We start from the raw sequence: 22970 nt of genomic DNA, 5'->3' as shown, positions 1-22970 counted from the left end.
CCTGTGGGCCAGCGGCTCGCCCCGGTGTCTCCCGGTGGCCAGGCTCGGCCGGGGTGCCCGTGCACAACCGGTCGCTCAGCAGACACCACTGGACATATGTGGGGTGGTGTCTGCTCAGCGACCGCCTCTGCGCAACGCAGTGCGTCCTGCCGCCGAACCCACCAGACCGGACCACGTTCGCGAGGTAGCTCGATGGCTGGATCGGGGACCCGACCGGACAAGAGGCCCAAGAACCGCGGCATCCCATGTGCACAACCAGGTGCTGCTATCTCGGAGCCGCGTATCGGCGATCGACTTCGAGACACCGACACGAGATCGCGCCGGCCGCGTCGCACATCACTTCAGATGCGACAGGGACACTGAACGGTACGGAAGGAACGTTTGCTGGTGCTTCACGGTTGTCGAGGGCACGCTGGACGCATGAGCACGTCAGCCCGACCCGACGACCGGGTCCTCCCGCCGCCCACCATGTCCACCCCGCACCGGGTCGCCGTCACCGTGCTGGCCGAGAGGCTCTCGCGCTGGTGGTCCGCGAACGCCGCTTCAGTGCGCACTCCCGGCGGACGTCCCCTCACCCACTGACCCGGCGCGTCAGGCCGTGAGCGCCTCGACCGCCATCCGCGCCCCCGCCCCGATGGTGGCGTCGGCCTCCGGCTGCTGCTCGGCCGGCACCGACGACACGGCCAGCGCGGCGATCGCCACCTGGTCGCCCTCGGCGGTGGTCACCACCCCGATCTCGTGGCGCAGGTTGAGGAAGCTCCCGGTCTTGCTCCGCAGCGTGGTGAGGTCGCTGGCCAGCTCGACCCCCAGCCGCGGGCTGACCAGCTGGTGGCCCATCGCCCCACGCAGCCGGGCCGCGACCCCCGGGGCGCCGACCCGGTCGCCCCAGACCGCGGCCAGCAGCTCCACCAGGGCCCCGGCCGAACCCGCGTTGGCGTGGGCGACGTCGAGCTGGGGCAGCACGTGACCGCCACCCTGGGTCGAGGCGCTCACCGCCAGCTCGCGGAGGTCGGAACGGGTGCGCTCGGGCAGCCGACCGAGGGCGGTGTAGAGCTCGTGCAGCGGGTGGCGGACGGTGAGGTCGTGCCACCCCCACCGGCGCAGCCGGGTGGTCACCACGTCCGGCGGGACGAGGGCCAGCAGGGCGTCGGTGGCCGCGTTGTCGCTGACCGCGAGGCTCATCGTGACGAGGTCCTCCACCGCCACCGAGGAGGGGTGGGCGAACACCGACAGCCCGGTCGGACCGGGTGTCCGCTCCGCCGGGTCCAGCCGCACCTGCTGCGCCCCGTCGAGCCGGCCGGACGCGATCTCGTCCAGCACCACCAGGGCCAGCGGCACCTTCACGACCGAGGCCAGCGGCAGCACCCGGTCCACGCCGAACCCGAGCTGCTCCGAGGTCTGCAGGTGCCGGGCCAGGAACCCGCCGGACAGCCCGGCCCGACGCCACTCCTGCTCGACGTCGGCGGCGACCACCTGCAGCGCCCCGCCCGCGACGTCCGAGCTCACGCCGACACCGCCCGGGCCAGCCGGCGACGCAGCCGGTCCAGCTCGACGTCACTCACCAGGTCCCCGCGGTGGGCCACCCGGTGCGCCCGCACCAGCACCACCCCGCGCACCGGCAGCCAGGCGAGCCCGGCGGCGTCGGCCTCGGACCGGGTGCAGAGCAGCAGGTCGCCGCGCTCGTGCACCCGCACCATCGCGTCGGTGCGGCCGGGGGTGAGCAGCAGCTGGTCGGTGCGCAGCCCGTGGGCGTGCACCAGTCGCTGCAGCGGGTCGCGGACGTGGGCCACGTCGTCCTCGGGCTGCAGGTGGACCACCCGGGGCGGCCGGTCGCGCTCGCGCACCGGTCGCCGGAGCCAGGCCAGGGAGAAGGAGCCGGCGCCCGGCGGCGGGTCGGCCAGGGCGACACCCAGCGGCTGGTCGATGGTGCCGGGCTCGGGTGGGGCCGCGAGCAGGGCGACGTCGGCGCGTCCGGACTGCCAGGCCCGCTGCCGCTCCTCGCGCCCGGCCTCCAGGAAGCGCACGTCGTGGTCGGGCAGCCCCTGGCTGATGGTGGCCAGGGCCCGCGGGTCGGGGTCGAGGGGCAGCGCGACCACCAGCGGCGGCTGCTGGCTGCCGGTGAGCGCGACGACCTGGTCCCACTGGGCCACCAGCTCCTCGGCGTGCGGCAGCACCCGGCGGCCCACCTCGGTGATGGTCACCGACCGCGACGTCCGCTCCAGCAGCTCCACCCCGAGCACCCGCTCCAGCGCCGCGACCCGGCGGCTCACCACCGGCTGCGGCACCCCGCACCGCTCGGCCCCGCGGGTGAAGCTGCCGGTCAGGGCCACCGCCCGGAAGGCACGCAGGGCTTCGACGACGTCCACGTCGCCACAGTAGGCGCCGGCACCTGCGCGGACCCATGTCGAGCCCGCATGGGTCCGGGCTGCTCGGTCTTGGCGCCGGGCACGCCGGGCTGCCCAGCATGGGCGTCATGACCTCACCAGCAGTGACCCGTCGCACCGTGCTCGCCGCCTCCTCCGCCGTCGCCCTCGGGCTGGCAACCGGGGCGCCGTCCGCCGGTGCCGAGACCACCTCCCGTCCCCTGGACCGGCTCGCCGAGCTGGAGGCGGCGAACGACCTCACCATCGGCGTGTGGGCGCGCAACCTCCGCACCGGCGCCGAGCTGGCCCACCGCGCCGACACCCTCTTCCCGATGTGCTCGGTGTTCAAGACCCTGGCCGTGGCCGCCGTGCTCAGCGGCGACCTCGTCTCCCCCGACCCCCGGGTCCTGCGCCGACCGGTGCACATCCCCCCGGCCAACATGGTCGACTACTCCCCCTTCGTGGAGGAGTGCGCCGATCGGGGCGTGGTGCCGACCGTGGAGCAGCTGTGCGTCGCCACCCTCCAGCTCAGCGACAACACCGCGGCGAACGAGCTGATGGCCCTCACCGGCGGTCCCGCCTCGATCACCCGGATGGCCCGACGCCTCGGCGACGACGTCACCCGGCTCGACCGCTGGGAGCCCGAGCTGAACTCCGCCGAGCCGGACCGCGTCACCGACACGACCAGCCCCCGCGCCATCGGCCGGACCTTCACCAGCCTGCTCACCGGCCGGGGTCTCCGGCCGCGTGAGCGCGAGCGCCTCACCGGCTGGATGCTGGGCAACCAGACCAGCGCCGCCCGCCTGCGTGCCGCGCTGCCGGCCGGCTGGACGCTGGCCGACAAGACCGGCGGCAGCGGCTACGCCGTCAACAACGACGTCGGCGTGGCCTGGGCCCCGGACGGCACCCCGCTCGCCCTGTCGGTGCTGGTCCGCTCCGACGACCCGGAAGCCGTCCGCGACGACGCCGTGGTGGCCGCTGCCGGGCGGATCTGCGTCGAGGAGCTCGGTCCCCGCTGACCACCCCGGGGGCCCGCGCGGACGGTCAGTGCGGGCCCCCGACCCAGCCCTCCCCGCAGGCGCCGCCGCCGGCCGCGGCGGCGATGCTGATCTCCTCCCCCGAGGCCGTGACCAGCGGGTCGTAGAAGGCGGAGACCTCCTGCGAGGCCTGCGGGACGTAGTGGAAGATCAGCGAGCGGCGGAAGCGGTCGGTGCTGGTGTTGGGGTGCGAGCCGTGCACCAGGCTGCCGTGGAAGAAGAGGACGTCCCCGGCCTGCATGGTGGTCTGCACGATCTCGACCTCGTCCGGGACCGGGACCTGGCCGGAGGTGAAGGAGAGCGTCTCGTCGGCCGGCTCGAGGCACAGCAGCTGGATCCGGTGCGAGCCCGGCACCACCCGCAGGGCACCGTTCTCGGCGTCGCAGTCGTCCACGGCGATCCAGGCGGCCACGCACGTCTCCGGGTGCGCCTGGAGGAAGGCGTTGTCCTGGTGCAGCGCCTGCCCGCGGGCGGTCGGGGGCTTGAAGTAGAACATCGACTGGGCGGCGAGGGCCGGGCCGACGAGGTTCTCGACCACGTCGAACAGACGCCGGTCCAGCATCAGCCGGCGGGCGACGCGTCCCATCGCGGTGTCCGGGTGACGGTGCGGGTGGACGAAGCGCGGGTACTTCCGCAGCACGTCGTCAGGGCTCAGGTGGTCGTCGAAGCCCAGGGTGCGATCCTGCTGGACCTGCTCCATGAACGCGGATCGGATCTCGGCGATCTCGCCGGGGGTGATCAGCCCGCGGAGCTGGAGGACGCCGAGCTCGTCATAGGTCTTCCGGGCGCTGTCGGTGGTGCTGTGCATCACGGTGCTCATGGGTCAATGCTCGGCGCGGACGTCCCGGCCCACCATGGACAGGACGGCTCGCTTCCTTCAAGATCCTGCTGTGCGCCGTCCACTCACCACGACCCCGCAGGTCGACCGGCTCTCCGCCGGGCTGCTGGTCGAGTCCGCCGGCTACCGGGTGGTCCGCCCGCGGGGCACCACGGACTGGCTGCTGATCCACACCCGGGCGGGGCGGGGGCTGCTGCGTCTCCCGGGCGGAGTCGAGGTGACCGCCGACCCGTCCACCGCCACCCTCATCTCGCCGGGCACGCCGCACGACTACGGGGTCGACGAGGAGCTGCGGCACTGGGACATCGCCTTCAGCCACTTCCACCCCCGACCGGAGTGGTCGGTGCTGCTGGACTGGCCGCAGGTGGCCCCCGGGATCGGCCAGGTCGTGCTCGACGAGGAGGTGCAGCAGCGGACGACGCCCAGCTGGTCGGCCGCGGCCCTCTGGTGCCGTTCGGACCGTCCGCGCGCCGACCTCTTCGCGATGAACGCGCTGGAGCTGGTGCTGCTGCTGTGCGACACCCAGAACCCGCGGGCGGCCCCGATCGACTCCCGGATCCTGCGGTCCCTGGAGCACCTGGACCAGAACCTGGCCCGGCCCCTGTCCGTCGCCGAGATGGCCGCGGCGGTGCACCTGTCGCCGTCGCGCTTCGCCCACCTGTTCACCGCCCAGGTCGGCACCTCGCCGTCGCGGTACCTCGAGGGCCAGCGGATCGCCCGCAGCCGGCTGCTGCTGGAGCACACGCGTCGTCCGGTGGCCGACGTCGCCCGTGAGGTCGGGTTCAGCGACCCGCCCTACTTCTCCACCCGCTTCCGCCAGCTGGTGGGGACGACGCCGCTGCGCTACCGCCGCGAGCACGCCCCGCCGCCCCCGTCCTGACGTCGGCAGATCGGGCTGGGCGGGACACGGGGCGCCCGGGTGCTCCCGGACGCCCCGTGCGTGAGGTCAGGACCGCGTCAGGCGGTAGCCCCCGTGGTGCAGCACCCCGTCGCGGAACTCGCCGTAGGCCCAGAAGCCCAGGTCGTCGAGGTACTCGATGTGGTCCCCGGTGATCCAGTAACGGCCCTGGTAGGCGTGCGGGCGTCCGCCGCGGGTCTCGTCGTAGCGCCCGTCGGGGAGCAGCTCCTGGTGCAGGAACCCGGTGTCGTCGATCCACATCCCGGCGTAGCCGTGCTCGGCGTCGGCCACCACCGGCGGCTGGGTGCCCTCCGTCCCGGCGACCGACTGCCCGTCCCACACGGTGACCCGACCCCCGACGACGACGATGTCGAGGAGGGAGGGGCGGTTGACCACCGGACCCGCGGGCAGAGCGGCCCGGTCGGCGATGCGGACCACGGCGAGGTCGGCGGCCACGCCCGAGGTGAGCGTGCCCTCCCCCCTCCCCGGCGCGGCGGTGAAGTCCGGCCGGGCCGGCAGCACCAGGCAGCCGGAGACGTCGACCACCAGCATGCCGTCGTCCCCGGCGGCGGGGAGCAGCCCGGGCCCGACGCCGACGACCCGCGAGCCACCCAGCAGGACGTCGGCCTGCTCCCAGTCCCCCATCAGCGGGTTGCGGCTGACCACGGCGCCCCCGCTCAGCAGGATCGGCTGGGGATCGGTCGTCGTCGCCCGGACCACGGCCTCCAGCACCGAGGCCTCGCGCGCAGCGTCGTCAGACATGCGTTCTCTCTTCCTGTCCCGACCCGGCGCGGTTCGCGGGGCCAGGACCAGACTCGGCCGGATCCCGGCCTCCAGGGAGACCGCGCAGCACCGGGGAGCACCGTGCCCGGGTGCCTGGCACCCGGGCTCCTGGCGGGCGACCACGACCGGCACCGGAGGCAGGGTTAGCCTCTCCCGGTGATCGCCGTCGTCGGCTCCGACGCCTCCCGTCTGCACGTGGTCCTCGAGCCCGAGCCCGGTGACGCGAGCGGTGCGGGCGTCCCGGGCGGGAGCGAGCTGGGTCGGCGGTCCTTCTCGGTCTGGTCGCCGGACGGGCTGCCGCTCGGGGAGCTGCACCCGGACCTGGTGGCCCTGTCGGTCTTCCTGGTGGCGCAGCCGTGGACGACCCACCGGCTGGTCCTGCGGGGCGTCGACGGGGTCAGTCACCGTCTGGCCTCCGCCGTCGCGAGGGGCTACGGGCTGGAGCTGAGCGCGGGCGGGGACGTGGCACCGCGCGACGCGCCGCCCGGTGGACGTCCGGGGCTGGCCTTCAGCGCCGGCGTGGACTCCACCGCGGCGATGGTGCTGATGCCCCCGGAGACCCCCCTGGTGCTGCTGCACCGGGTGCGCCCAGGCCGGGCACCGGTCCGTGACGACCGCAGCGTCGCCGCGAGGCACGCCCTGGCGACCCTCGCGAGGCAGGGCCACGAGACCCACGTGGTGGACACCGACCTCGAGCACGTCCGGGTGCCGACCGGGTTCCCGACCCACTGGGCCAGCGCCGTCCCCGCCGTCCTCCTGGCCGACCGGCTGGGGCTGCGCTCGATCAGCTGGGGGAACACCCTCGAGGCGGCCTACGCGGTCGGTGGTGCGGGTGGGTTCCAGGAGTGGTCCAGGCGGTCCGCGGTGCGGAAGCTGGTCGGTGTCCTCGCGGCGGTCGGGTTGCCGGTCTCCCCCGTCGTGGCGGGCGTCTCCGAGGTGGGCACGACCAGGATCGTGCTCGGCTCGCCGTACGCCGCGCTCGCCCGGTCCTGCGTCAGGGGTGGCCTCGAGCCCTGCGACCGCTGCAAGAAGTGCTTCCGCAAGGGGCTGCTGGAGCGTGCGCTGTCCTCCGAGGAGTGGACCGCGGACCACCTCGAGCGCTTCTACCGGGAGGAGTCGGTGCGTCGCGTCCTGACCCGGGTGCCGCTGGACCCGGGGAACGTCTACGGCTTCCTGCTCGCGGGCTACGCCGGCCAGGACGAGGTGCTGACGCTGCTGCGCGAGCAGGTGCGGTGCGACCAGGTCGACCACTCCCTGTTCGCCCGGTACTTCCCGCCCTACCTGAGCCGGCTCCCGGCTGCCGACCGGGACCACGCGCGCCGCGTCCTGGACGAGCACCTGGGACCGATGACCTCGGCGGAGCAGGACCGGCTGAGGGCGTGGCGTCCGGTGGGGGTGGAGGAGGACGCGTTCGCCCACCAGCAGCTGCTGACCACCCTGCAGGCGTTCGACCCACCCGTGGCGGCAGGGCTCCGCCGGCTGCGCGGACGGCTCCGGCCGCGGGCCCGGCTGCGGCGGCTGCTCAGGTAGCGGTGACCGTGCCGGGGGTGGCGACGGCGACGACGGCGGCGCCAGGGCCTCCGGGAGTGCCACGATGGGGTCCTTGCGTCGAGGTCTACGGCGGTCGGGTCAGCGGTGACCGCGGAGGGTGGTGAGTCGGGTGCTCGACCAGCCCACGCGTCCTCCCAGGAACCGCCGGACGGCTCCGGTCCTGGCCGCTGCCTGCGTGTGCGCCGCCGTCGTGGGCCTGGTCTGGTTCGTGCTCGACCGGGGCCTCGGCTTCGGGTCATCGACCGATCCCCCGGTCGTGCAGCGCGCCGGTGGCTCGACCCTCATCGCTGCGGCCGAGGAGCCCGAGACCTACATGCTGGCCCTCGCCGGAGGCGTCCTGACTCGGACCGAGCGCGGGTGCCTAGCGTTCGACGTCGGTGACGCGGGCGGCGTCACCGTCCTCCAGCTCCCCTTCGGGACGGTCCTCACCGACGACGGTCGAAGCGTCGTCGTGCCCGACCACGGCACCGTCCACCTCGGCGACACGTTCACCGCCGGCGGCGGGTTCGGTCGTTCCGTGGACGCCTACCTCCCCGAGGAGTGCCGGGGCGGCTCCTCGTTGTTCGTCTGGCAGTAGACGAGCCGCGGGTCCCGCCGCCTCGGCGCTGCGGGAGGCGAGTGGCCGCGATGTGTCGGGACCGGGCCGGGTGAGCCGACGTCTGGCGGCCAGTCGCCACCCCCATTGGCGAGCGTCCAGCGTCGCCTCGGTGCAGCGGGCGGCGAGTGGCCGCGATCTGTCAGGTCCCGGCCGGGCCAGGCGACGTCTGGCGGCGAGTCGCCACCTCGCGCGCCGTGCGCTCCGAAGCTGCCCCAAGCTGCAGGCGGCGAGTCGCCGCAATCTGTCGCGTCAGCACCGGCCGAGGCGACGTCTGGCGGCCAGTCGCCACCCCCAACTGGCGAGCGTCCGGCGCCGCCTCGGTGCAGCGGGCGGCGAGTGGCCCCGATGTGTCAGGACCAGGCCGGGCGAGGCGACGTCTGGCGGCGAGTCGCCACCTCGCGCGCCGTGCGCTCCGATGCTGCCCCAAACTGCAGGCGACGACTGGCCGCGATCTGTCGCGTCACCACCGGCCGAGGCGACGTCTGCCGGCAAGTCGCGACGTCCACTGGCGTGCGTCCGGCGCCCCGCGGCGGTGCCGCGCGGGCGGCGACTGGCCGCGATCTGTCGCATCACCACCGGCCGAGGCGACGTCTGCCGGCAAGTCGCCACGTTCACTGGCGTGCGTCCGGCGCCGCGGCGGCGACTGGCCGATATGTGTCAGGTCGCGGCCGGATGAGCCGACGTCTGGTGGCGAGTCGCCACCTCCGCTGGCGAGCGTCCGGCGCCACCCCCGTGTCGCGGGCGGCGACTGGCCGCGATCTGTCGGGTCCACGCCGGGTGAGCCGACGTCTGGCGGCGAGTCGCCACCCCCACTGGCGAACGTCCGGCGCCGCCTCGGTGCTGCAGGCGGCGAGTGGCCGCGATCTGTCGCGTCAGCACCGGCCGAGGCGACGTCTGGCGGCCAGTCGCCCCCCCCCCCCCCAGCCGGCGAGCGTTCGGCGCCGCCTCGGTGCCGCGGGCGGCGAGTGGCCGCGATGTGTCGGAACCAGGCCAGTCGAGGCGACGTCTGGCGGCGAGTCGCCACCTCACGGCGACGTGGGGACAGGCGGTATCGAGGGCGAGAAGCCGTGCAGCGTGGAGCGGAGGGAACGGGTGGCGTCGATCGTGTCGTCGTCGCCGCCGCTGCGTCGTCGCGGCGAGATCACCCTCGGGGAACCCGGGGCGCCCTGCCGACGTGGCCCGGGCTCGTGGGGAGACCCGGGCCGGTGGGCGTCAGCGTGTGCGCACCATGCGCCAGGCGACGGGCAGGACGGCGATCACAGCGATCACGATCGCGGCCCCGGAGAACCCGGCCCAGGCGGCCAGGTCGATGCCGGAGAGCAACCCACCACCCAGTCCGTAGCCCACCCCCAGCAGCGCCGGCACGACGGCGAGCGTCCCGAGGGCCACCGAGGCGAGCGCGATGAAGGCCGTCTCGACCAGCACCATCCGCAGCAGCTGCCCCCGGGTGGCGCCGGTGCGGTGCAGCAGCGCGAGCTCGTCGCGGCGGCTGCGCGTCGTGGTGACCAGGGTGTTGGCCGCGGCCACCCCGACGAAGGCGAGCAGGGCGATGATCAGGACCAGCGACAGCCGCCGCTCGCCGTCAGCCGACGCGGTCGCGGTCACCAGGTGCTCCTCCTCCGTGGAGACCGTGAGGCCCATCTCCTCCACCGCCGTCCGGACTCCTGCCGGGTCGGCGGCGGAGGCGTCCACCAGGACCGCCCCGGTGGGGCCCGTGCCGGGGTCGCGAACCAGGTAGTCCCCGAAGGCGAGCCCCCGGTCGTACACCGCGACGACCCTCGCGGCCACGACGGGACCGCCCTCCACCCGCAGGTCCACCGTGTCACCGAGGCCGGTGCCGCTGAGGGCCAGCGCCTCGCTGCTGACCGCGATGGTGTCGGGGCCGGCGAGCTCGTCCAGCGACCCGGACCGGACCGACGGGTCGACCAGCGCGTGGTCGGCCGAGAGTGTGCGCAGGGACGTCGGCTCCCACGCCAGGCCGTCCAGGGCCGGCACGTCCTCGTCGGGCGCCTCGGTGCGCACCGATGCCGAGACGTCGCCCATCGAGGTCGTCGCCGCCACCCCGGGCAGGGTGGCGACCGCCGCCGCCTGCTCGACGGTGACACCGGCCGGGGACATCACCACCAGGTCGGCGGAGATGCCCGCCCGCAGCTGCTGCTCCGCGGCGCGGGCCACGGCGGTGTCCGTCCCGGTCTGCACCCAGCCGAGACCGACGAGCAGGGCCAGGGGGATGACCGCGGCGCTGAACCTGCTGGAGAACCCGCGGGTGTTGGCCAGCGCGAGCTCGAGGGCGCTGCCGCGGGCCATCGCCAGGCCGCGTCGGGCGGCGCGGTGGACCAGCAGCGGGCCGGCGAGGGCCGCCGCGACGATCATCAGGATCGCCGACGAGGCGCCGCTGGCGGCGCCGACGGTGCCGGGGACGACGAAGGGGGTGCCGGCCGCGAGGAGCCCGAGCGCCCCCGTGACCGCGGCGGCGACGATTCGTCCGCGGGAGAGCCGGGGTGCGTCGACCACGCTGGCCCGCAGTCCGTCGGTCGGGCTGGTCCGGGTCGCCGCGCGCGCGGCCAGCCGGGCGGCCAGGAAGCCGGTGGGCACCAGGACCAGCAGGGTGGTGAGGACCGGGATCGCCGAGGCGCTCAGGGTGAAGTCACCGGGGACGATGCCGGTGTCGCGGAGCAACGGGGTGACCAGGGGCGCCAGCAGCGTCCCGACCACCGCTCCGAGGGGGGCGACGAGGGCGAGCAGGAGCAGCACCTCCGTGGTCACCGAGGTCCGGATCTGCCGGGCGGTGGCCCCGACGGCGCGGAGCAGGGCGAACTCGCCCCGGCGCTGGCGGAGGACGCCGGCGAAGACGCTGGCGACCATGAAGACGGTGATGAGGACCAGGGTGCCGGCGAAGGATCCGGCGACGGTGCTGAGGAAGGGGGCCTCGGGCTGGCGGATGCCGGCCTCGAGCCAGGCGGCGGTCGTGGCCAGGAGCACCGCGGCGAGGGCGACCACGACGCCGGCCCCGAGGACCGCGGAGCGGTTGACGACGAGCAGGGAGCGGAGAGCGGCGCGCACGGTTCAGCGCCCCAGCTCGAGGACGCGCGCGGTGACCGACTCGAGGGTGGGGGCCTCGAGCTCGTCGCGGATCCGGCCGTCGGCGAGGAACACCAGCCGGTCGGCGTAGCTGGCCGCCCGGGGGTCGTGGGTGACGAGCACGAGCGTCTGACCCAGCTCGTGCACCGAGTGCCGCAGCAGCTGCAGGATCCGGTCGGCCGTGGCCGCGTCGAGCGCGCCGGTCGGCTCGTCGGCGAAGACGACGTCCGGGGAGGCCACCAGGGCCCGGGCGATCGCGACCCGCTGCGCCTGACCACCCGAGAGCTCGCCGGGCAGCCGTCCGTCCCTGCCCTCGAGACCGACCGAGGCCAGCAGGGCCTCCAGGCGGTCCTGGTCGACCTCCGCCCCGGCGAGGGTCATCGGGAGGCGCACGTTCTCGGCGACGGTGAGGTGCGGGACCAGGTTGTAGCCCTGGAAGACGAAGCCGACGTGCTGGCGGCGGAAGCGGGTGAGCGCGTCGGGCGACATGCCGCTCAGGTCGGTACCGCCGATGACCACCCGACCGCTGGTGGGGCTGTCGAGACCGGCCGCGCAGCTGAGGAAGGTCGACTTCCCCGAGCCGGACGGGCCCATCACGGCGGTGAAGCTCCCGGCGGTGACGTCGAGGCTGACGTCGTCGAGGGCGGCCACGGTGCGGTCACCGTCGGGGTAGGTCCTGGTGACGTGGTCCAGCTGCACGGCGGTGCCGGTGAGGGTCTGTCGGGAGGTGAGATCGGTGAGCATGAGTGGCTCTCTGGGTCGGCGGGAGGAACACCCACAACGCTAGGAACCGGGCACCCCCGCCGACAGACCCAAACGGAGGCACTTGACTTGCACCTTCTGGTGGAGACGCCTGCTGCCTGCTCGTGACGGCGCTACTGCACGGCCGTCCCCGCGGCGAGGGTGCCGAGCAGCCTCAGCCCGTCGTCGGTGCGGCTGCCCGGCACCGGGTGGTAGACGATCAGCTCCTGGCCGGGTGCGCTGCGCACCTCGAAGGTCTGCATGGTGAGGTCGAGCTCGTCGACCAGCGGGTGGTGCAGGCGCTTGAGCTCCATGCTCTTGCCACGCACCTCGGGGTCGGCCCAGAGACGGCGGAACTCCGCGCTGTGCCGCTGCAGGACGTCGCGGACCTCGTTCGGCCGCGGGTCGCGCGGGGACTCCCCCAGCGCCAGCCGCAGCGCCCCGGCCGCGTTGCGGGCCGCGACAGGCCAGTCGTCGTAGAAGGAGCGGGCGGCGGGGTCGAGGAAGATCGACAGCAGCAGGTTGGTCCCGGGGTCGAAGGGCGCGAACAGGGCCTCGCCGATGCGGTTCTGCGCGATGACGTCGTAGGCGCGGTTGAACAGCACCGCCGGCGTGTGCGGCCAGGCGTCCATGAGCTGCTGCAGCTCCGGGGCGGGCGCGTCGCCGCTGGTGGGGAGGTCGAGCACCGGCATCAGCCCGGCCAGCCGGTAGGCGTGCTGGCGGGCGTCGCGGTCGAGCTGGAAGACGCGGGCCAGGGCGTCCACCACCTGCACCGAGGGTCGGGTCTCCCGGGACTGCTCCAGCCGGGTGTAGTAGTCGACGCTGACCCCGGCCAGCGCGGCGACCTCCTCCCGCCGCATCCCCTGCACCCGACGCTGCCCGGTCGAGGGGAAGCCGTGCCGGGCCGGGTCGGTGCGGCTGCGGCAGGCGCGCAGGAACGCCCCGAGCTCGCCGGTGCTCACCCGGCGCCCTCCTCGGCACCGACCCGGTGCATGACCATCCCGGCGTGGTGGAGGACGCCGTCCACGAAGTCGCCGTCGGCGGTGAAGCCGGTGTCGTCCAGGTACTCGACGTGGTTGCCCTCCATCCAGTAGCGACCGGTGTAGGCCGCCTCCCGCCGGCCGCGGGCCTCGACGTACCGTCCGTCGGGGAGCAGCTCGTGGCGGATGTGGCGGTCCTGCGTCACCCACGTGCCCACCGGGTCCGTCGTGTGCACGCCGCGTCTGCTCTGGTCGTCCTGTGCTGTCACGGGACCACCGTAGGAGCCCTGCGGCCGCTGGGGCAGGGTGCGTCGCACCCACCCAGGCCCTCCCTCCCGGAGCGGTTGCCGGTGCCCGCGGCGGAGGAGCTGGCGTCCCACCGCACCCAGCGTGCGCCACGACGAGGGCTCGTGCCCCACCTGCTGGCAGGGACCACCCCACCTGATGACGATTCAGACAGGTGGGGCGGTCCTGCTCACGCTTCGGTCCCGGCTCCCACCTGGATGCATCTGGGCGCTGCGTCCCACCGCGCCGGTACGAGCGACGACCTCGGCTGGACGGTCCTTCCTCCGGCTCAGGTGACGGCACGGGGTGGTGTGCTCCTCGGTTCGTGGTGACGTCGCCCCTGCCCAACCCCTGGACCTGCGGCGCCTCGAGCGGGTGCCGGTGACCCGCACCGCGTGGGAGAGTGCACCGCAGATCCGACGACGTCAGAGGAAGAGGTCCCGCCCGTGGGTGAGAGAGGGGCCGCGCCGCGGTCGGAGCCGACGCCGCGGCGGGCGCACGGTCCGGCGGCCGGAGAGCCTCCGGTCGTCGTCGACCCGCGGCGCTGGGGCAGCGTGGTGGGTCTGGTCGGCGGCCTCGTGTTCGTCCTCAGCTACTCCCCCGACCTGGGGTCCCTGGTGTCGACCCTGGCGCGGGTGGCCGGGGTGGTCGGTGCCGCCACGGCGCTGTTCGCCCACTACGTCCGCCCCACCGCGCTCGGGCCGCTCGCCCGTCCCGGTGCCGCGGCCCTCGCCACCTACGGCCTCTGCGTGGTGGGTGAGCTGGTCCTGATCGTCGTCGGCACCCGGGTGCTCGTCTCGGCGGGGGCGGGGGCCCTGCGCCCGGCGCTGATCGCCACGGCGGTCGGTGTGCACTTCATCCCGTTCGCCTGGGCCTTCCGGGAGCGGATGTTCCACCACCTCGGCGGCGCGGTCACGGCGATCGGGGTCGCCGGCCTGCTGCTGGGTGCGCTGGGCGTCACCCGGGCCGCCGCTGCTGCCGCCGTGCTCGCGGGACTGGTGATGATCACCTTCATCGTGGTCCACGCGCTCGGCCGCTACGCGCCCTCGCACACACGCTCGACATCGGCCCCCACGCGTCGCTGACCCCGACGGGGCACGGCAGGGCTCAGCCCGGACCCGCGTCCACCCGACGCGACCTCCGGACCGCCAGCACGAGCAGGACGACCACCCGGCCAGGGTCACCGCGTTGACCACGTACTTCACCGGCCCGTCGACCCCTCCCAGCGGCTCGACCACGAAGGAGAGCGCGGCCCGGACGACCAGCGCGCTCCCGGCCACGGCGAGCACGTGCTGCCAGCGCCACCCCGTTCGCCCGGACCAGCGCAGCAGCAGCACGCCCGCGACCGCCGTCACGACGAGGTTGATCCCGGTCCCGAGCCAGGTGGCCGGCAGCAGGTGGTAGGCGCCCCAGACGGCTACGAAGACCCCTGCGACCACCCACCACGACGGCACGCCTCCCGCCACCCGGGTGCCGCCCGGGCGGATGAGCAGCGCCGCGAGGACCAGCAGCACAGCGACGGCACCGGCACCGGCGAGCTGCCCCGCGGTGGCCCCTCCCCCGGCGGCGGTGTCGCTCCAGATCAGCGCCGCCGCCAGCGCCCACAGCAGCACCAGCACGACCACGCCGACCGGTCCCAGCCACCGGTGCCGGGCGAGGCGCGGCGCACAGGCCTCGACCACCGCGACCGGTGCGGCGAAGCTCCACACCACGTGCCCGCCGACGTAGTTCAGGGTCGTCGCGGCGTCGATCCCCAGCACGGGGACCACCGTCCGGTGCGGCTCGGTGGCCCAGGCGGGGTCGTCGGGGCCGAACTCGCGGATGAACACGCTCTGGTCGACCAGCCCCGCCTGCACCACGCCCGCCGCCGCGCTCAGCAGCAGGACGGTGGGCCAGCCGCGGCCGGTCCGCCGGGCCACCTCCCGGATGAGCACCGCGACCGTGCCGTACAGCGGGACGAGGAGGAGCAGACCGGCCAGGAGCTCCAGGGGACGTCCGGTGCTGGGGCCGTACCCGATCAGGTACTCCGCGCTGACCGGTGACAGCACCAGCAGCCCGAGGACGGCCGGCCAGCGACGGGCGGGGCGACGTCGGTCGGGTTCCCCACCCTCCGGCGCGGAGCTGCCACCGGAGGACGGGTCCGTGGTCATCGGCCCTCCCGGTCGCCTGCCGCGCTGCTCGGTCGCACACGCCAGTCCTACCGGCTCGGCCGTCGTCGCGACACCCTCGCCGACGTCCTCACCGAACCCTGGCCGCACCCTCCGCCCGCGGACCGGGACGTCCTCCCGCGGGTCCCGGACCCGGTTTGCACCTTTCGATGGCACCGGCGGAGTGCGGTCGTCCGGGGCTCGTGGCACCCCACCCCCGGTTCCTAGCGTGAGGGTCATGACGATCAGCCACGACCGACCACCGATCAGCGGGCCCGTCGAGCCGCCCCCCACCCGACCCACCAGCCTCCCCGGCCGGCTGCACGACCTGATCCGACGGCGACCTCTGGCCACCTTCTTCGTGCTGGCCAACCTGCTCAGCTGGTTGGCCTGGACGCCCTACATCCTCTCCCAGAACGGCCTCGGCCTCTGGGACTACCGCTTCCCGGAGGTCCTCGGCAGCAGCCAGCTCTCCGGCGTCCTCCCCGGCGCCTACCTGGGCCCGATCTTCTCCGCCTTCCTGGTCACCGCGCTGGCCGACGGCCGTCCCGGGCTGCGTCACTGGGTCGGGCGGCTGCTCCGCTGGAAGGTCAGCTGGAAGTGGTACGCCGTCGCCCTGCTCGGCGTGCCGGCCGTGCTGCTGGTGACCGGGACCGTCTTCTCCGGCGGCCAGGTCGGCACCCCGTCGTTGATGCTGCTCGCGGCCTACGTCCCCGCGCTGGCCCTGCAGATGGTCACCACCGGTCTGGCCGAGGAGCCGGGCTGGCGCGACTTCGCCCTCCCCCGGCTGCAGCGCCGCCTCGGCGCCCTCGGCGCGGCGATGGTGCTCGGGCCGCTGTGGTCGCTGTGGCACATGCCGCTGTTCCTGTCCGACTGGGGCGGCTGGCCCGACGCGCACTGGAGCGAGCCGGTGCTGTTCATCGTCTTCTGCATCAGCTTCAACGTCGTGATGTCCTACGTGTTCAACCGCACCGGGCAGAGCCTGCCGCTGGCCATGCTGCTGCACGTCAGCGTCAACAACTTCACCTCGGTGCTGTGGAGCGACCTGTTCCCCACCCTCAGCCCGGCGCGGACGACGCTGGCCCAGGCCACGGCCGCGGTGCTCGTCGCGGCGGTGCTGCTGATCACCACCCGCGGTCGCCTCGGCTACGTGCCCGAGGACCAGTGAGCACGGTGGTGCGGTGCCCCGGTACCGTCGTCGCGTCCGTCGAGGGAGGTCGTCCATGGTCCGCACCGCGGGGAGCCACCTCGTGAGGACCACCTCCTCGGCGACCTCGCGGGCACCGCACCGCCGTGACCTGATGGTCGCCACCGGGCTCTGGCTGCTGGTCCTGACGGTGCTGCTCACCGTGCCGCTGCTCGCCGCCGGCGACGCCAGCCTGTCGGGCTTCGGGCCCCCCACCGCCCGGGCCGGCTGGGCCCTCGCCGCCACCTTCACCGCTCAGGCCGCCGCGCTGGCCTGGGCCGGGCGGGTGCCCAGGTCCAGCCTGCTGCTGGTCGCCGCGCTCCCGCTGCCGGCCGCCACCCTCGGCGCCGGTGAGGCCTACAGCCTGGCCAGCGCCGCGGTCACCGTGGCCGTCCTGCTGACCGCCCTGGCCGTGCCGCTCCGCACGATGGCGCCGTGTCTGGGAGCGGCGGCGGTGCTGGTCGCCGTCGGGGAGCTCGTCAACGGCGTGTCCGGCGGCTTCCCGGCCGCGTCGGCCGTGGTCACCGGGCTGCTGCAGGCGGTCGGGGCGGTGGGGGCACCGCTGCTGCTCGCGCTCGCCATCACCGGACGCCGTGACGCCACCCTCGCCCGCCGGCAGGAGCAGGGCGCGGTGGCCCGCGAGCAGGACGCGCTGGTCCGGGCCGTGGTGGCCGGTGAGCGGACCGCCATGGCCCGCGAGCTGCACGACATCGCCGCCCACCACCTGTCCGGCATCGCGTTGATGGCCGCCGCCGTCGACCGCCAGATCGACACCGACCCCGAGCGGGCCAAGCGCTCGGTGCGCCAGATCAGGACCCAGAGCACCGCCGTCCTGGACGACCTGCGCCGCCTGGTCGGCCTGCTCCGCGAGAGCGGCGACGCCACCCGCTCGGTGCACACCCTGGAGGCGGTCGCCGAGCTCGTCGAGGGCCGTCGCGCCACCGGGGCCGACGTCGAGCTGGTGACCCTGCGGGCCGAGGACGGACGCCCGCTGGGCACCGGCACCGGGCCGCTGGCCCAGCTCGGCCTCTACCGGATCGTCCAGGAGTCGCTGGCCAACGCCGCCCGGCACGCCCCCGGTGCCCCCGTAATGGTGGAGGTGGACGACCGCTCCGCGGAGGCCCTGACGCTGTCGGTCACCAACGGGGCCGGTCCCACCGCCGCCGGCACCTCGCCGGGCTTCGGCCTGATCGGGATGCGGGAGCGCGCCGAGCTGCTGGGAGGTCGGCTGGAGCACGGCCCGACGCCCGACGGCGGCTGGCGGGTCCGGCTGCGGATCCCCCGCGACCCCGACCACCGGCCGCAGCAGCCGACCCCCGAGCAGGAGGAGACCGCGTGATCAGGGTGCTCATCGCCGACGACCAGTCGCTGGTGCGCGAGGGGCTCTCGGCCCTGCTCGGCGCCGAGGACGACCTCGAGGTGGTGGGGACCGCCGCGGACGGGGTGACGGCGCTGGCCCTGGCCCGCGAGCTGCGCCCCGACGTCGCCTGCCTCGACATCCGGATGCCCGGCATGAACGGGATCGAGGTGACCCGCCTGCTGTGCGGCCCCGGCGTCGAGCACCCGACGCCGGTCCTGGTGCTGACCACCTTCGACCTCGACGACTACGTCTTCGGTGCCCTGGAGGCCGGGGCCAGCGGGTTCCTGCTCAAGGACGCCGAGCCGGCCACGATCGCCCAGGCGGTCCGCCAGGTCGCGGCCGGGCACGGCACCATCGACCAGAGCCTCACCCGGCGGGTGCTGCGGGAGTTCGTGCAGCGGCGCCAGCTGCAGCCGGTCAGCGTGCAGGGCGCCGACGGCGTCCTGACCGCCCGCGAGCGCGACATCCTGCAGCTCCTCGCCCAGGGCATGTCGAACGAGGACATCGCCGCGGAGCTGGTGGTGGAGGTGTCCACGGTGAAGTCGCACCTGGCCCGGATGCTGCCCAAGCTGGGCGTCCGCTCCCGGCTCCAGGCCGTGGTGTGGGCCTACCAGAACGGTGTGGTAGCCGTCCCCGACCGGTGAGGGACCGTGCGGCGGCCCGGCTCACCAGAGGTGCGGGTCCTCCAGCGGGGCGCGGAGCCGCTGCTCAGCACCGGTGGGCAGCAGCGGGGCCGTGGACAGGCCGTCGCGGCGCAGCACCACCGCACCGTGCACCGCCCCCGAGGTGACCTCGACCCGGCCCAGCCCCTCCCCGGTCAGGCTGAGGCTGGTGCCGGGAGCCACGGTGACCTGCTCGCCGGCCCCCTGCCCCGACAGCGGCAGCACCTGGACCACCGCCGGGACGTCGCCGGCGTTGGACAGCACCAGCAGCCCGTCCCGGTCCGAGGCGGCGACGCCCACGGCGCTGTCGCCCACCGGGCCGGCCCCCGGCACCACGGCCAGGTCGCCGTCCGGCGTCCCGGCCAGCAGGGTGGCGGCCACGGGCTGGCTGCCGGTGACCCGCAGCGCGGTCGCGTCCTCGCTGAACCCCTCGTCCAGGGTGACGGTGGCCGTGCCGCCCGGGGGGACGTCCACCTCCCCCTCGACGCCGGCGGGCACGAACGGGGCGGCGGCACCCAGGGCCTCCACCCGCACCTGCGCGCGCCGCTCACCGGGGTTGACCAGCACCAGCCGGCGCGGCCCGTCGCCGCCGGGGACCCCGGGCAGCACCGCGGACGTGGCCGGCTCCGGGGTCCCGGTCAGCCACTCCGAGCTGGTGGCGGTGCCGTCGCGGAAGCTCCGCTGCCGGCCCAGCGCGGTCACCCGGCCGGTGGTGGTCTGCACCTGCACCGCCATCGCCCCGGCCGGGGTGAGCAGCGGGCCCAGGTCGACCACCACGGTGGAGCGCGGGGCGACCGCGAGGTCGCGGGACCCCGGGACCTGGCGGAGGCCCTCCTCGTCGCGGACGGTGAGGTTGACCACGGCCTGGCGCTCGTCGGGGTTGGTGAGCACCACCGCCGCCTGCTGGTCCTCCCCGCCCCGCAGACCGACCAGCCAGCTCGTGGCACCCGCCGGCTGGCAGGCCACCTGGGTCAGACCGGGATCGGCCCCGCCGTCCCCGGCCCGGGTGACCACCCCGGCCACGGAGCCAGCGGCGTCACCCTCGGCGGTCAGCACCGCCGTGCCCGGGAGACGGGCGGTGAGCACCCCGTCGGTCTCCTCGGTCGGCACCGGGGCGCCGTCGAGCGTGGTGAGCCCCACGCCGTCGAGAGGACCCGCGGCGGTCACGGCGAGGTCGGCCTCCTCGTCCTCGGGGACCGGGCAGACCAGCTGGGTCGTGCCGCTGACCGGCACCGGGGGCCTGGACGGCACCTGCTCCGCGGGCAGCACCACGCCGAGCACGGCCACCAGCAGCACCCCCGACAGAGCCGCTCCGAGGAGCACCAGACGTCGTCCTGCGTGGCTCATCGTCGTCCCTCCTGGGCGGCCGGTCGTCCCCGGCCGGGTGCTGCCGGGGTGTGACCGCGGCGGGCCACCGGTTCCTCGTCGACCTCGCGGCTGAGCGCCGGCGCGGCCATCACCACGACCACCAGCAGACCCAGCAGCTGCAGCACCGCCACCGCGACGGCCGCCCCGCCGGGACCCTGCGACCCGGTCGCCCGGTCGGGGGCGGTGCCGGTGACAGTCCACACCTGGGTGCCCTCGTTGCTGCTGCCGACCTGGAGCCCGGGGGTGGTGCCCACCGCGGTCAGCGTGGCCGGGTCGGCGCCGCGGACCCACAGGTAGCCCACGCCCAGCCGGGAGAGCCGGTCGGCCAGGGCCTGGTCCCCGCCGGTGGTGACCAGCCGGGCCACGGCCGCGGCGACCTCGTCGCGGGTGGCGGGGTCCAGGCCGTCGCCGGTCTCGGCGTCGCCGGTGCGGGGGCCGTCGCCGGACAGCAGGTTCCAGCGCGGCTCGCCCGTGCCGAGGTCGACGGCGAGGGTGCGGACGGGGGTCTCGGCCATGGCCACCTCGATGAAGGCGGGCAGCGCCGTCTGGCGCCGTTCCGCCGGTCCGGTGGCGCCGTCGAAGGCCCACCACGCGGTGCCGACGACGAGCAGGGCCAGCGCGGCCACCACCGAGACCAGCCGACGGGCCGTCCCGGGGAGGGCCACCCCGGCCAGACCGCGGCCGGCCGCGACCAGCAGCCCACCCAGCGCCAGCAGCAGCCAGCCGGACGGCTCGGGACGGACGAGGTCACCCGCGGGCGGGACCGCCACGACCAGCCGGCTGACCAGCACCGCGAGCAGGAAGCCCCCGACCGCGGCCACCCAGCTCGCACGCACCACGACGTCCGCGGGCCGGCGCGCGAGCCCGAGCAGGGCCAGCAGCCACAGCAGCCCGACCACCGAGCCGCAGAGCCACAGCGGCACCGGGCCGCCGTCGAACCAGGCCGCACCCGGCGTCTGCCCGAGCAGCATCCGCCACCACGTCGGCGCGGCCTGGTCGGCCAGCACCGGCTCCGGTCCGGTGAGCCACCGGCCGGGACGGGCCAGCAGCGTCGGCGCCCAGGGCGCCAGCAGCAGCAGCGGGACACCGACCGACACCAGCACCCGCAGCCGCAGGTCCGCGCGACGCAGCGCGACCAGCAGCGCCAGCACGGCCGCGGGCAGCAGCACGAGGGGGGCGAGCGCGGCCAGCACGGTCAGGGCCAGTGCGACGCCGAAGGCACCGCGGGTGGCCTCCAGACCGCGTCCGCGGAGCAGGCGGTGCACCGCCACGACCAGCAGCGGCAGCGCCACGGCCCAGCCGACCACGAGCAGCGAGCCGCGCTGCTGGGCCCCGACCAGGGTGGGCAGCAGGGCCCACGCCGCGGAGCCCCAGAGCACCGCGGCCGGGGACAGCCCGAGGGTGCGCAGCGCGGAGCGGGCGGCGGCGAGGGCCAGCAGCACGCCGCCGGCCACCAGCACCACGAGCAGCCAGTCGGTGCGCCCGCCCAGCGGCGTGGCCAGCAGCGCCAGCAGCCCCTGCCACGGCGCGGCCAGCCACCCGGTGCCGGGGTCGAGGTAGCGCGACCAGGTGCCGGTGAAGGTGCTCGCGCCCGGCAGCAGCTGGGTCGAGGTGAGCAGACCGGGGGCGATCCAGCGCCCGAAGAGGCCGCCCACGGCCACGACGACCACCAGCACCAGCAGCGGGGTGCGCCACCACGGCGGGTCGACGTCCTCCCGGCCGGCGAAGTCGTCCCCGGTCAGCTCGTCCAGGGAGGTGTCGGGACGTCCGGTGAGCTCGCGGACGCGGTCGGAGACGGCGGCTGCCGTCCACTCCGCCCCCACCCGGAGGCTGTGCCACCAGGGCGGGCGGAGCCGGTCGACCAGCTGCTCGCCGGTGTCGGCGACCGGGGCCTCGGCGGCACGTCGCCGCAGCCGGGCCCGGCGGTCGCGGTCGCCGAGGTAGCGGCGGGCGGCCCGCCACTCGTCGGCGGCCCGGTCCGGCGCCTTGCCCAGCACGAAGCCCACCATCCGCAGCAGGCATCCCCACACCAGCCGGATCCCCGTGAGCGCGGCAGCGACCCCGCTGCGGCGCGAGGCGACCAGCGTCATGCCGAGGGAGCGGTCCACCGCCGCCGGGTGCTCGGAGGTGGCCGAGGAGGCCCGCAGACCCGCCCGTCCGACCCGGCGGTGCACCAGCAGGGCGGAGGGGGTGGTGGCCACCCGGTAGCCGGCGCGGGTGGCCCGCCAGCCGAGCTCGACGCCGTCGCGGAAGACCGGCAGCTCCGGGGCCAGCCCGCCCAGGGCGTCCCAGGCGTCGCGGCGGACCAGCAGCCCGCAGGTGCTCAGCCCGAGCACCCGCTCGGAGCGGTCGAGCTGTCCCTGGTCCACCTCGCCCGGCTCGGCCAGGGCGACCTCGCGGCCGGTACCGGAGACGCTGACCCCGCTCTCCCAGAGCCGTCGCGGCTGGTTGGCCCGGGAGGGGACCAGCAGGGTGGGGCCGGTCAGCGCCAGGTCGTCCTCGACCACCACGTGGCGCAGCAGCTGCCCGAGGACGTCCGGCTGAGCCACCACGTCGTCGTGCAGCAGCCAGACCCAGCGACGACGGGGCCCCTCGCCGGTGGCCGGTGCGGCGTGACGGCCGGCGTCGGCGCCCGTGGGGGCGGCCTCGTCCGCGGCCCGGAGACCGGCGGCGACCGCCTCGGCGAAGCCGAACCCGCGCTCGCCGTCGACCAGCAGGTCCACCACACCGTCGCGGACGGCCTGCTGCAGGGCCTCCTGGCTGGCGTCACCGGGGGTGTTGTCCACCACCACCAGCAGGTCGGGGGCGGGGTCGAGCCGGGCCAGCGAGCCCAGGGCGCTCGGGAGCCAGGTGACGGAGTCGTGGCACACCAGGACGGCGATGACGTGCTCTCCGGTGGTGTCGACCGGGGCGTCGTCCACGTCGTCGTGCTGCGCCCAGGCGGCCGCGGGCTCGGTCTGCGGCTCCTGCACCGGTGAGGTGTCGTCCTGCTCGAATGCCTCGGACAAGGTCGATCCACCTCGGCGGCACGTCGACGACCGGACCGGGGTGCCGCGAGGCCCCGGACCGGGAAGCAGAAAGGCGCCCCGCAG

The 22970-nt window shown here is 75.3% G+C and carries 19 protein-coding genes; 8 read left to right on the top strand and 11 right to left on the bottom strand.

All coding sequences use genetic code 11. The annotated features are described in order from the left end of the window. Window positions 1-420 precede the first annotated feature (420 nt). On the top strand, window positions 421-582 hold the full coding sequence (locus BLT52_RS20815; RefSeq protein ID WP_157677073.1) for a hypothetical protein: 162 nt from the start codon (window positions 421-423) through the stop codon (window positions 580-582). A 9-nt stretch (window positions 583-591) separates the two neighbouring features. Here BLT52_RS20815 and BLT52_RS10825 read toward each other — a convergent pair whose 3' ends face one another. Next, on the bottom strand, window positions 592-1506 hold the full coding sequence (locus BLT52_RS10825) for a serine hydrolase (RefSeq protein ID WP_090593300.1): 915 nt from the start codon (window positions 1504-1506) through the stop codon (window positions 592-594). Beyond that, window positions 1503-2366: a LysR family transcriptional regulator gene (locus BLT52_RS10820; protein ID WP_090593296.1), complete on the bottom strand. Its 864-nt coding sequence runs from the start codon at window positions 2364-2366 to the stop codon at window positions 1503-1505. Before BLT52_RS10820 ends, BLT52_RS10825 begins: the two co-directional genes overlap by 4 nt. A gap of 107 nt (window positions 2367-2473) precedes the next feature. Between BLT52_RS10820 and bla the strand changes: the two genes are divergently transcribed. Next, on the top strand, window positions 2474-3382 hold the full coding sequence (gene bla / locus BLT52_RS10815) for a class A beta-lactamase (RefSeq protein ID WP_197679001.1): 909 nt from the start codon (window positions 2474-2476) through the stop codon (window positions 3380-3382). Between the two features lie 25 nt (window positions 3383-3407). Here bla and BLT52_RS10810 read toward each other — a convergent pair whose 3' ends face one another. Continuing rightward, entirely contained in the window at window positions 3408-4220 is an 813-nt protein-coding gene (locus BLT52_RS10810; RefSeq protein ID WP_090593293.1) for a phytanoyl-CoA dioxygenase family protein, read from the bottom strand. A gap of 70 nt (window positions 4221-4290) precedes the next feature. Between BLT52_RS10810 and BLT52_RS10805 the strand changes: the two genes are divergently transcribed. Then, window positions 4291-5118 (top strand): AraC family transcriptional regulator, encoded by an 828-nt coding sequence (locus tag BLT52_RS10805; protein WP_231946258.1) that lies wholly within the window; start codon window positions 4291-4293, stop codon window positions 5116-5118. 66 nt (window positions 5119-5184) lie between these two features. On the opposite strand, the gene BLT52_RS10800 is transcribed toward BLT52_RS10805, so the two are convergent. Further along, the gene (locus tag BLT52_RS10800) at window positions 5185-5898 is read right to left on the bottom strand and encodes an Atu4866 domain-containing protein (RefSeq protein WP_090593287.1); all 714 of its coding nucleotides are present in this window, start codon (window positions 5896-5898) and stop codon (window positions 5185-5187) included. 177 nt (window positions 5899-6075) lie between these two features. Here BLT52_RS10800 and BLT52_RS21685 point away from each other — a divergent pair, with 177 nt between their 5' ends. Both BLT52_RS21685 and BLT52_RS10790 read left to right on the top strand, forming a co-directional pair. After that, window positions 6076-7449 (top strand): DUF6395 domain-containing protein, encoded by a 1374-nt coding sequence (locus BLT52_RS21685; RefSeq protein WP_090593283.1) that lies wholly within the window; start codon window positions 6076-6078, stop codon window positions 7447-7449. Window positions 7450-7645: 196 nt separating this feature from the next. Next, complete coding sequence (locus tag BLT52_RS10790; RefSeq protein WP_090593280.1) at window positions 7646-8047, top strand: hypothetical protein; 402 nt, start codon at window positions 7646-7648, stop codon at window positions 8045-8047. Window positions 8048-9280: 1233 nt separating this feature from the next. Here the strand turns inward: BLT52_RS10790 and BLT52_RS10785 are convergent. From BLT52_RS10785 to BLT52_RS10765, 5 genes are all read right to left on the bottom strand, one after another. Then, window positions 9281-11131, bottom strand: a complete 1851-nt coding sequence (locus tag BLT52_RS10785; protein ID WP_090593278.1) for an FtsX-like permease family protein — start codon at window positions 11129-11131, stop codon at window positions 9281-9283. A gap of 3 nt (window positions 11132-11134) precedes the next feature. Beyond that, window positions 11135-11893 (bottom strand): ABC transporter ATP-binding protein, encoded by a 759-nt coding sequence (locus BLT52_RS10780; protein WP_090593275.1) that lies wholly within the window; start codon window positions 11891-11893, stop codon window positions 11135-11137. 131 nt (window positions 11894-12024) lie between these two features. Continuing rightward, window positions 12025-12852: a helix-turn-helix transcriptional regulator gene (locus BLT52_RS10775; protein ID WP_090593272.1), complete on the bottom strand. Its 828-nt coding sequence runs from the start codon at window positions 12850-12852 to the stop codon at window positions 12025-12027. Beyond that, the gene (locus BLT52_RS10770; protein WP_197679000.1) at window positions 12849-13106 is read right to left on the bottom strand and encodes an Atu4866 domain-containing protein; all 258 of its coding nucleotides are present in this window, start codon (window positions 13104-13106) and stop codon (window positions 12849-12851) included. The genes BLT52_RS10775 and BLT52_RS10770 overlap by 4 nt, the downstream gene beginning before the upstream one ends. A 474-nt stretch (window positions 13107-13580) precedes the next feature. Beyond that, window positions 13581-15305, bottom strand: coding sequence for a hypothetical protein (locus tag BLT52_RS10765; protein ID WP_090593269.1), 1725 nt, complete (start codon window positions 15303-15305; stop codon window positions 13581-13583). Window positions 15306-15540: 235 nt separating this feature from the next. Between BLT52_RS10765 and BLT52_RS10760 the strand changes: the two genes are divergently transcribed. From BLT52_RS10760 to BLT52_RS10750, 3 genes are all read left to right on the top strand, one after another. Then, window positions 15541-16470 carry a CPBP family intramembrane glutamic endopeptidase gene (locus tag BLT52_RS10760; protein WP_090593264.1) on the top strand — a complete coding sequence of 310 codons (930 nt, stop codon included), beginning with the start codon at window positions 15541-15543 and terminating at the stop codon, window positions 16468-16470. Window positions 16471-16552: 82 nt separating this feature from the next. Beyond that, window positions 16553-17827 (top strand): sensor histidine kinase, encoded by a 1275-nt coding sequence (locus tag BLT52_RS10755; RefSeq protein WP_157677072.1) that lies wholly within the window; start codon window positions 16553-16555, stop codon window positions 17825-17827. Beyond that, window positions 17824-18492: a response regulator gene (locus tag BLT52_RS10750; protein ID WP_090593258.1), complete on the top strand. Its 669-nt coding sequence runs from the start codon at window positions 17824-17826 to the stop codon at window positions 18490-18492. The genes BLT52_RS10755 and BLT52_RS10750 overlap by 4 nt, the downstream gene beginning before the upstream one ends. Before the next feature lie 21 nt (window positions 18493-18513). On the opposite strand, the gene BLT52_RS10745 is transcribed toward BLT52_RS10750, so the two are convergent. Both BLT52_RS10745 and BLT52_RS21050 read right to left on the bottom strand, forming a co-directional pair. Further along, window positions 18514-19857, bottom strand: coding sequence for a DUF5719 family protein (locus BLT52_RS10745; protein ID WP_157677071.1), 1344 nt, complete (start codon window positions 19855-19857; stop codon window positions 18514-18516). Further along, window positions 19854-22886, bottom strand: a complete 3033-nt coding sequence (locus BLT52_RS21050; protein WP_090593252.1) for a glycosyltransferase — start codon at window positions 22884-22886, stop codon at window positions 19854-19856. Before BLT52_RS21050 ends, BLT52_RS10745 begins: the two co-directional genes overlap by 4 nt. Window positions 22887-22970 lie beyond the last annotated feature (84 nt).

The sequence above is a fragment of the Auraticoccus monumenti genome, from assembly GCF_900101785.1.
GTDB lineage: Bacteria > Actinomycetota > Actinomycetes > Propionibacteriales > Propionibacteriaceae > Auraticoccus > Auraticoccus monumenti.
The sequence above is the reverse complement of the archived record's forward strand: the minus strand, read 5'-3'. Positions and strand labels throughout refer to the sequence as shown.

What these genes read in the sequence shown, in the direction of transcription:
- BLT52_RS10745 (WP_157677071.1), bottom strand. Translation starts at nt 19,857, where the DNA reads ATGAGCCACGCAGGACGACGTCTGGTGCTCCTCGGAGCGGCTCTGTCG.
- BLT52_RS20815 (WP_157677073.1), top strand. Translation starts at nt 421, where the DNA reads ATGAGCACGTCAGCCCGACCCGACGACCGGGTCCTCCCGCCGCCCACC.
- BLT52_RS10810 (WP_090593293.1), bottom strand. Translation starts at nt 4,220, where the DNA reads ATGAGCACCGTGATGCACAGCACCACCGACAGCGCCCGGAAGACCTAT.
- BLT52_RS10765 (WP_090593269.1), bottom strand. Translation starts at nt 15,305, where the DNA reads ATGACCACGGACCCGTCCTCCGGTGGCAGCTCCGCGCCGGAGGGTGGG.
- BLT52_RS10760 (WP_090593264.1), top strand. Translation starts at nt 15,541, where the DNA reads ATGACGATCAGCCACGACCGACCACCGATCAGCGGGCCCGTCGAGCCG.
- BLT52_RS10780 (WP_090593275.1), bottom strand. Translation starts at nt 11,893, where the DNA reads ATGCTCACCGATCTCACCTCCCGACAGACCCTCACCGGCACCGCCGTG.
- bla (WP_197679001.1), top strand. Translation starts at nt 2,474, where the DNA reads ATGACCTCACCAGCAGTGACCCGTCGCACCGTGCTCGCCGCCTCCTCC.
- BLT52_RS10800 (WP_090593287.1), bottom strand. Translation starts at nt 5,898, where the DNA reads ATGTCTGACGACGCTGCGCGCGAGGCCTCGGTGCTGGAGGCCGTGGTC.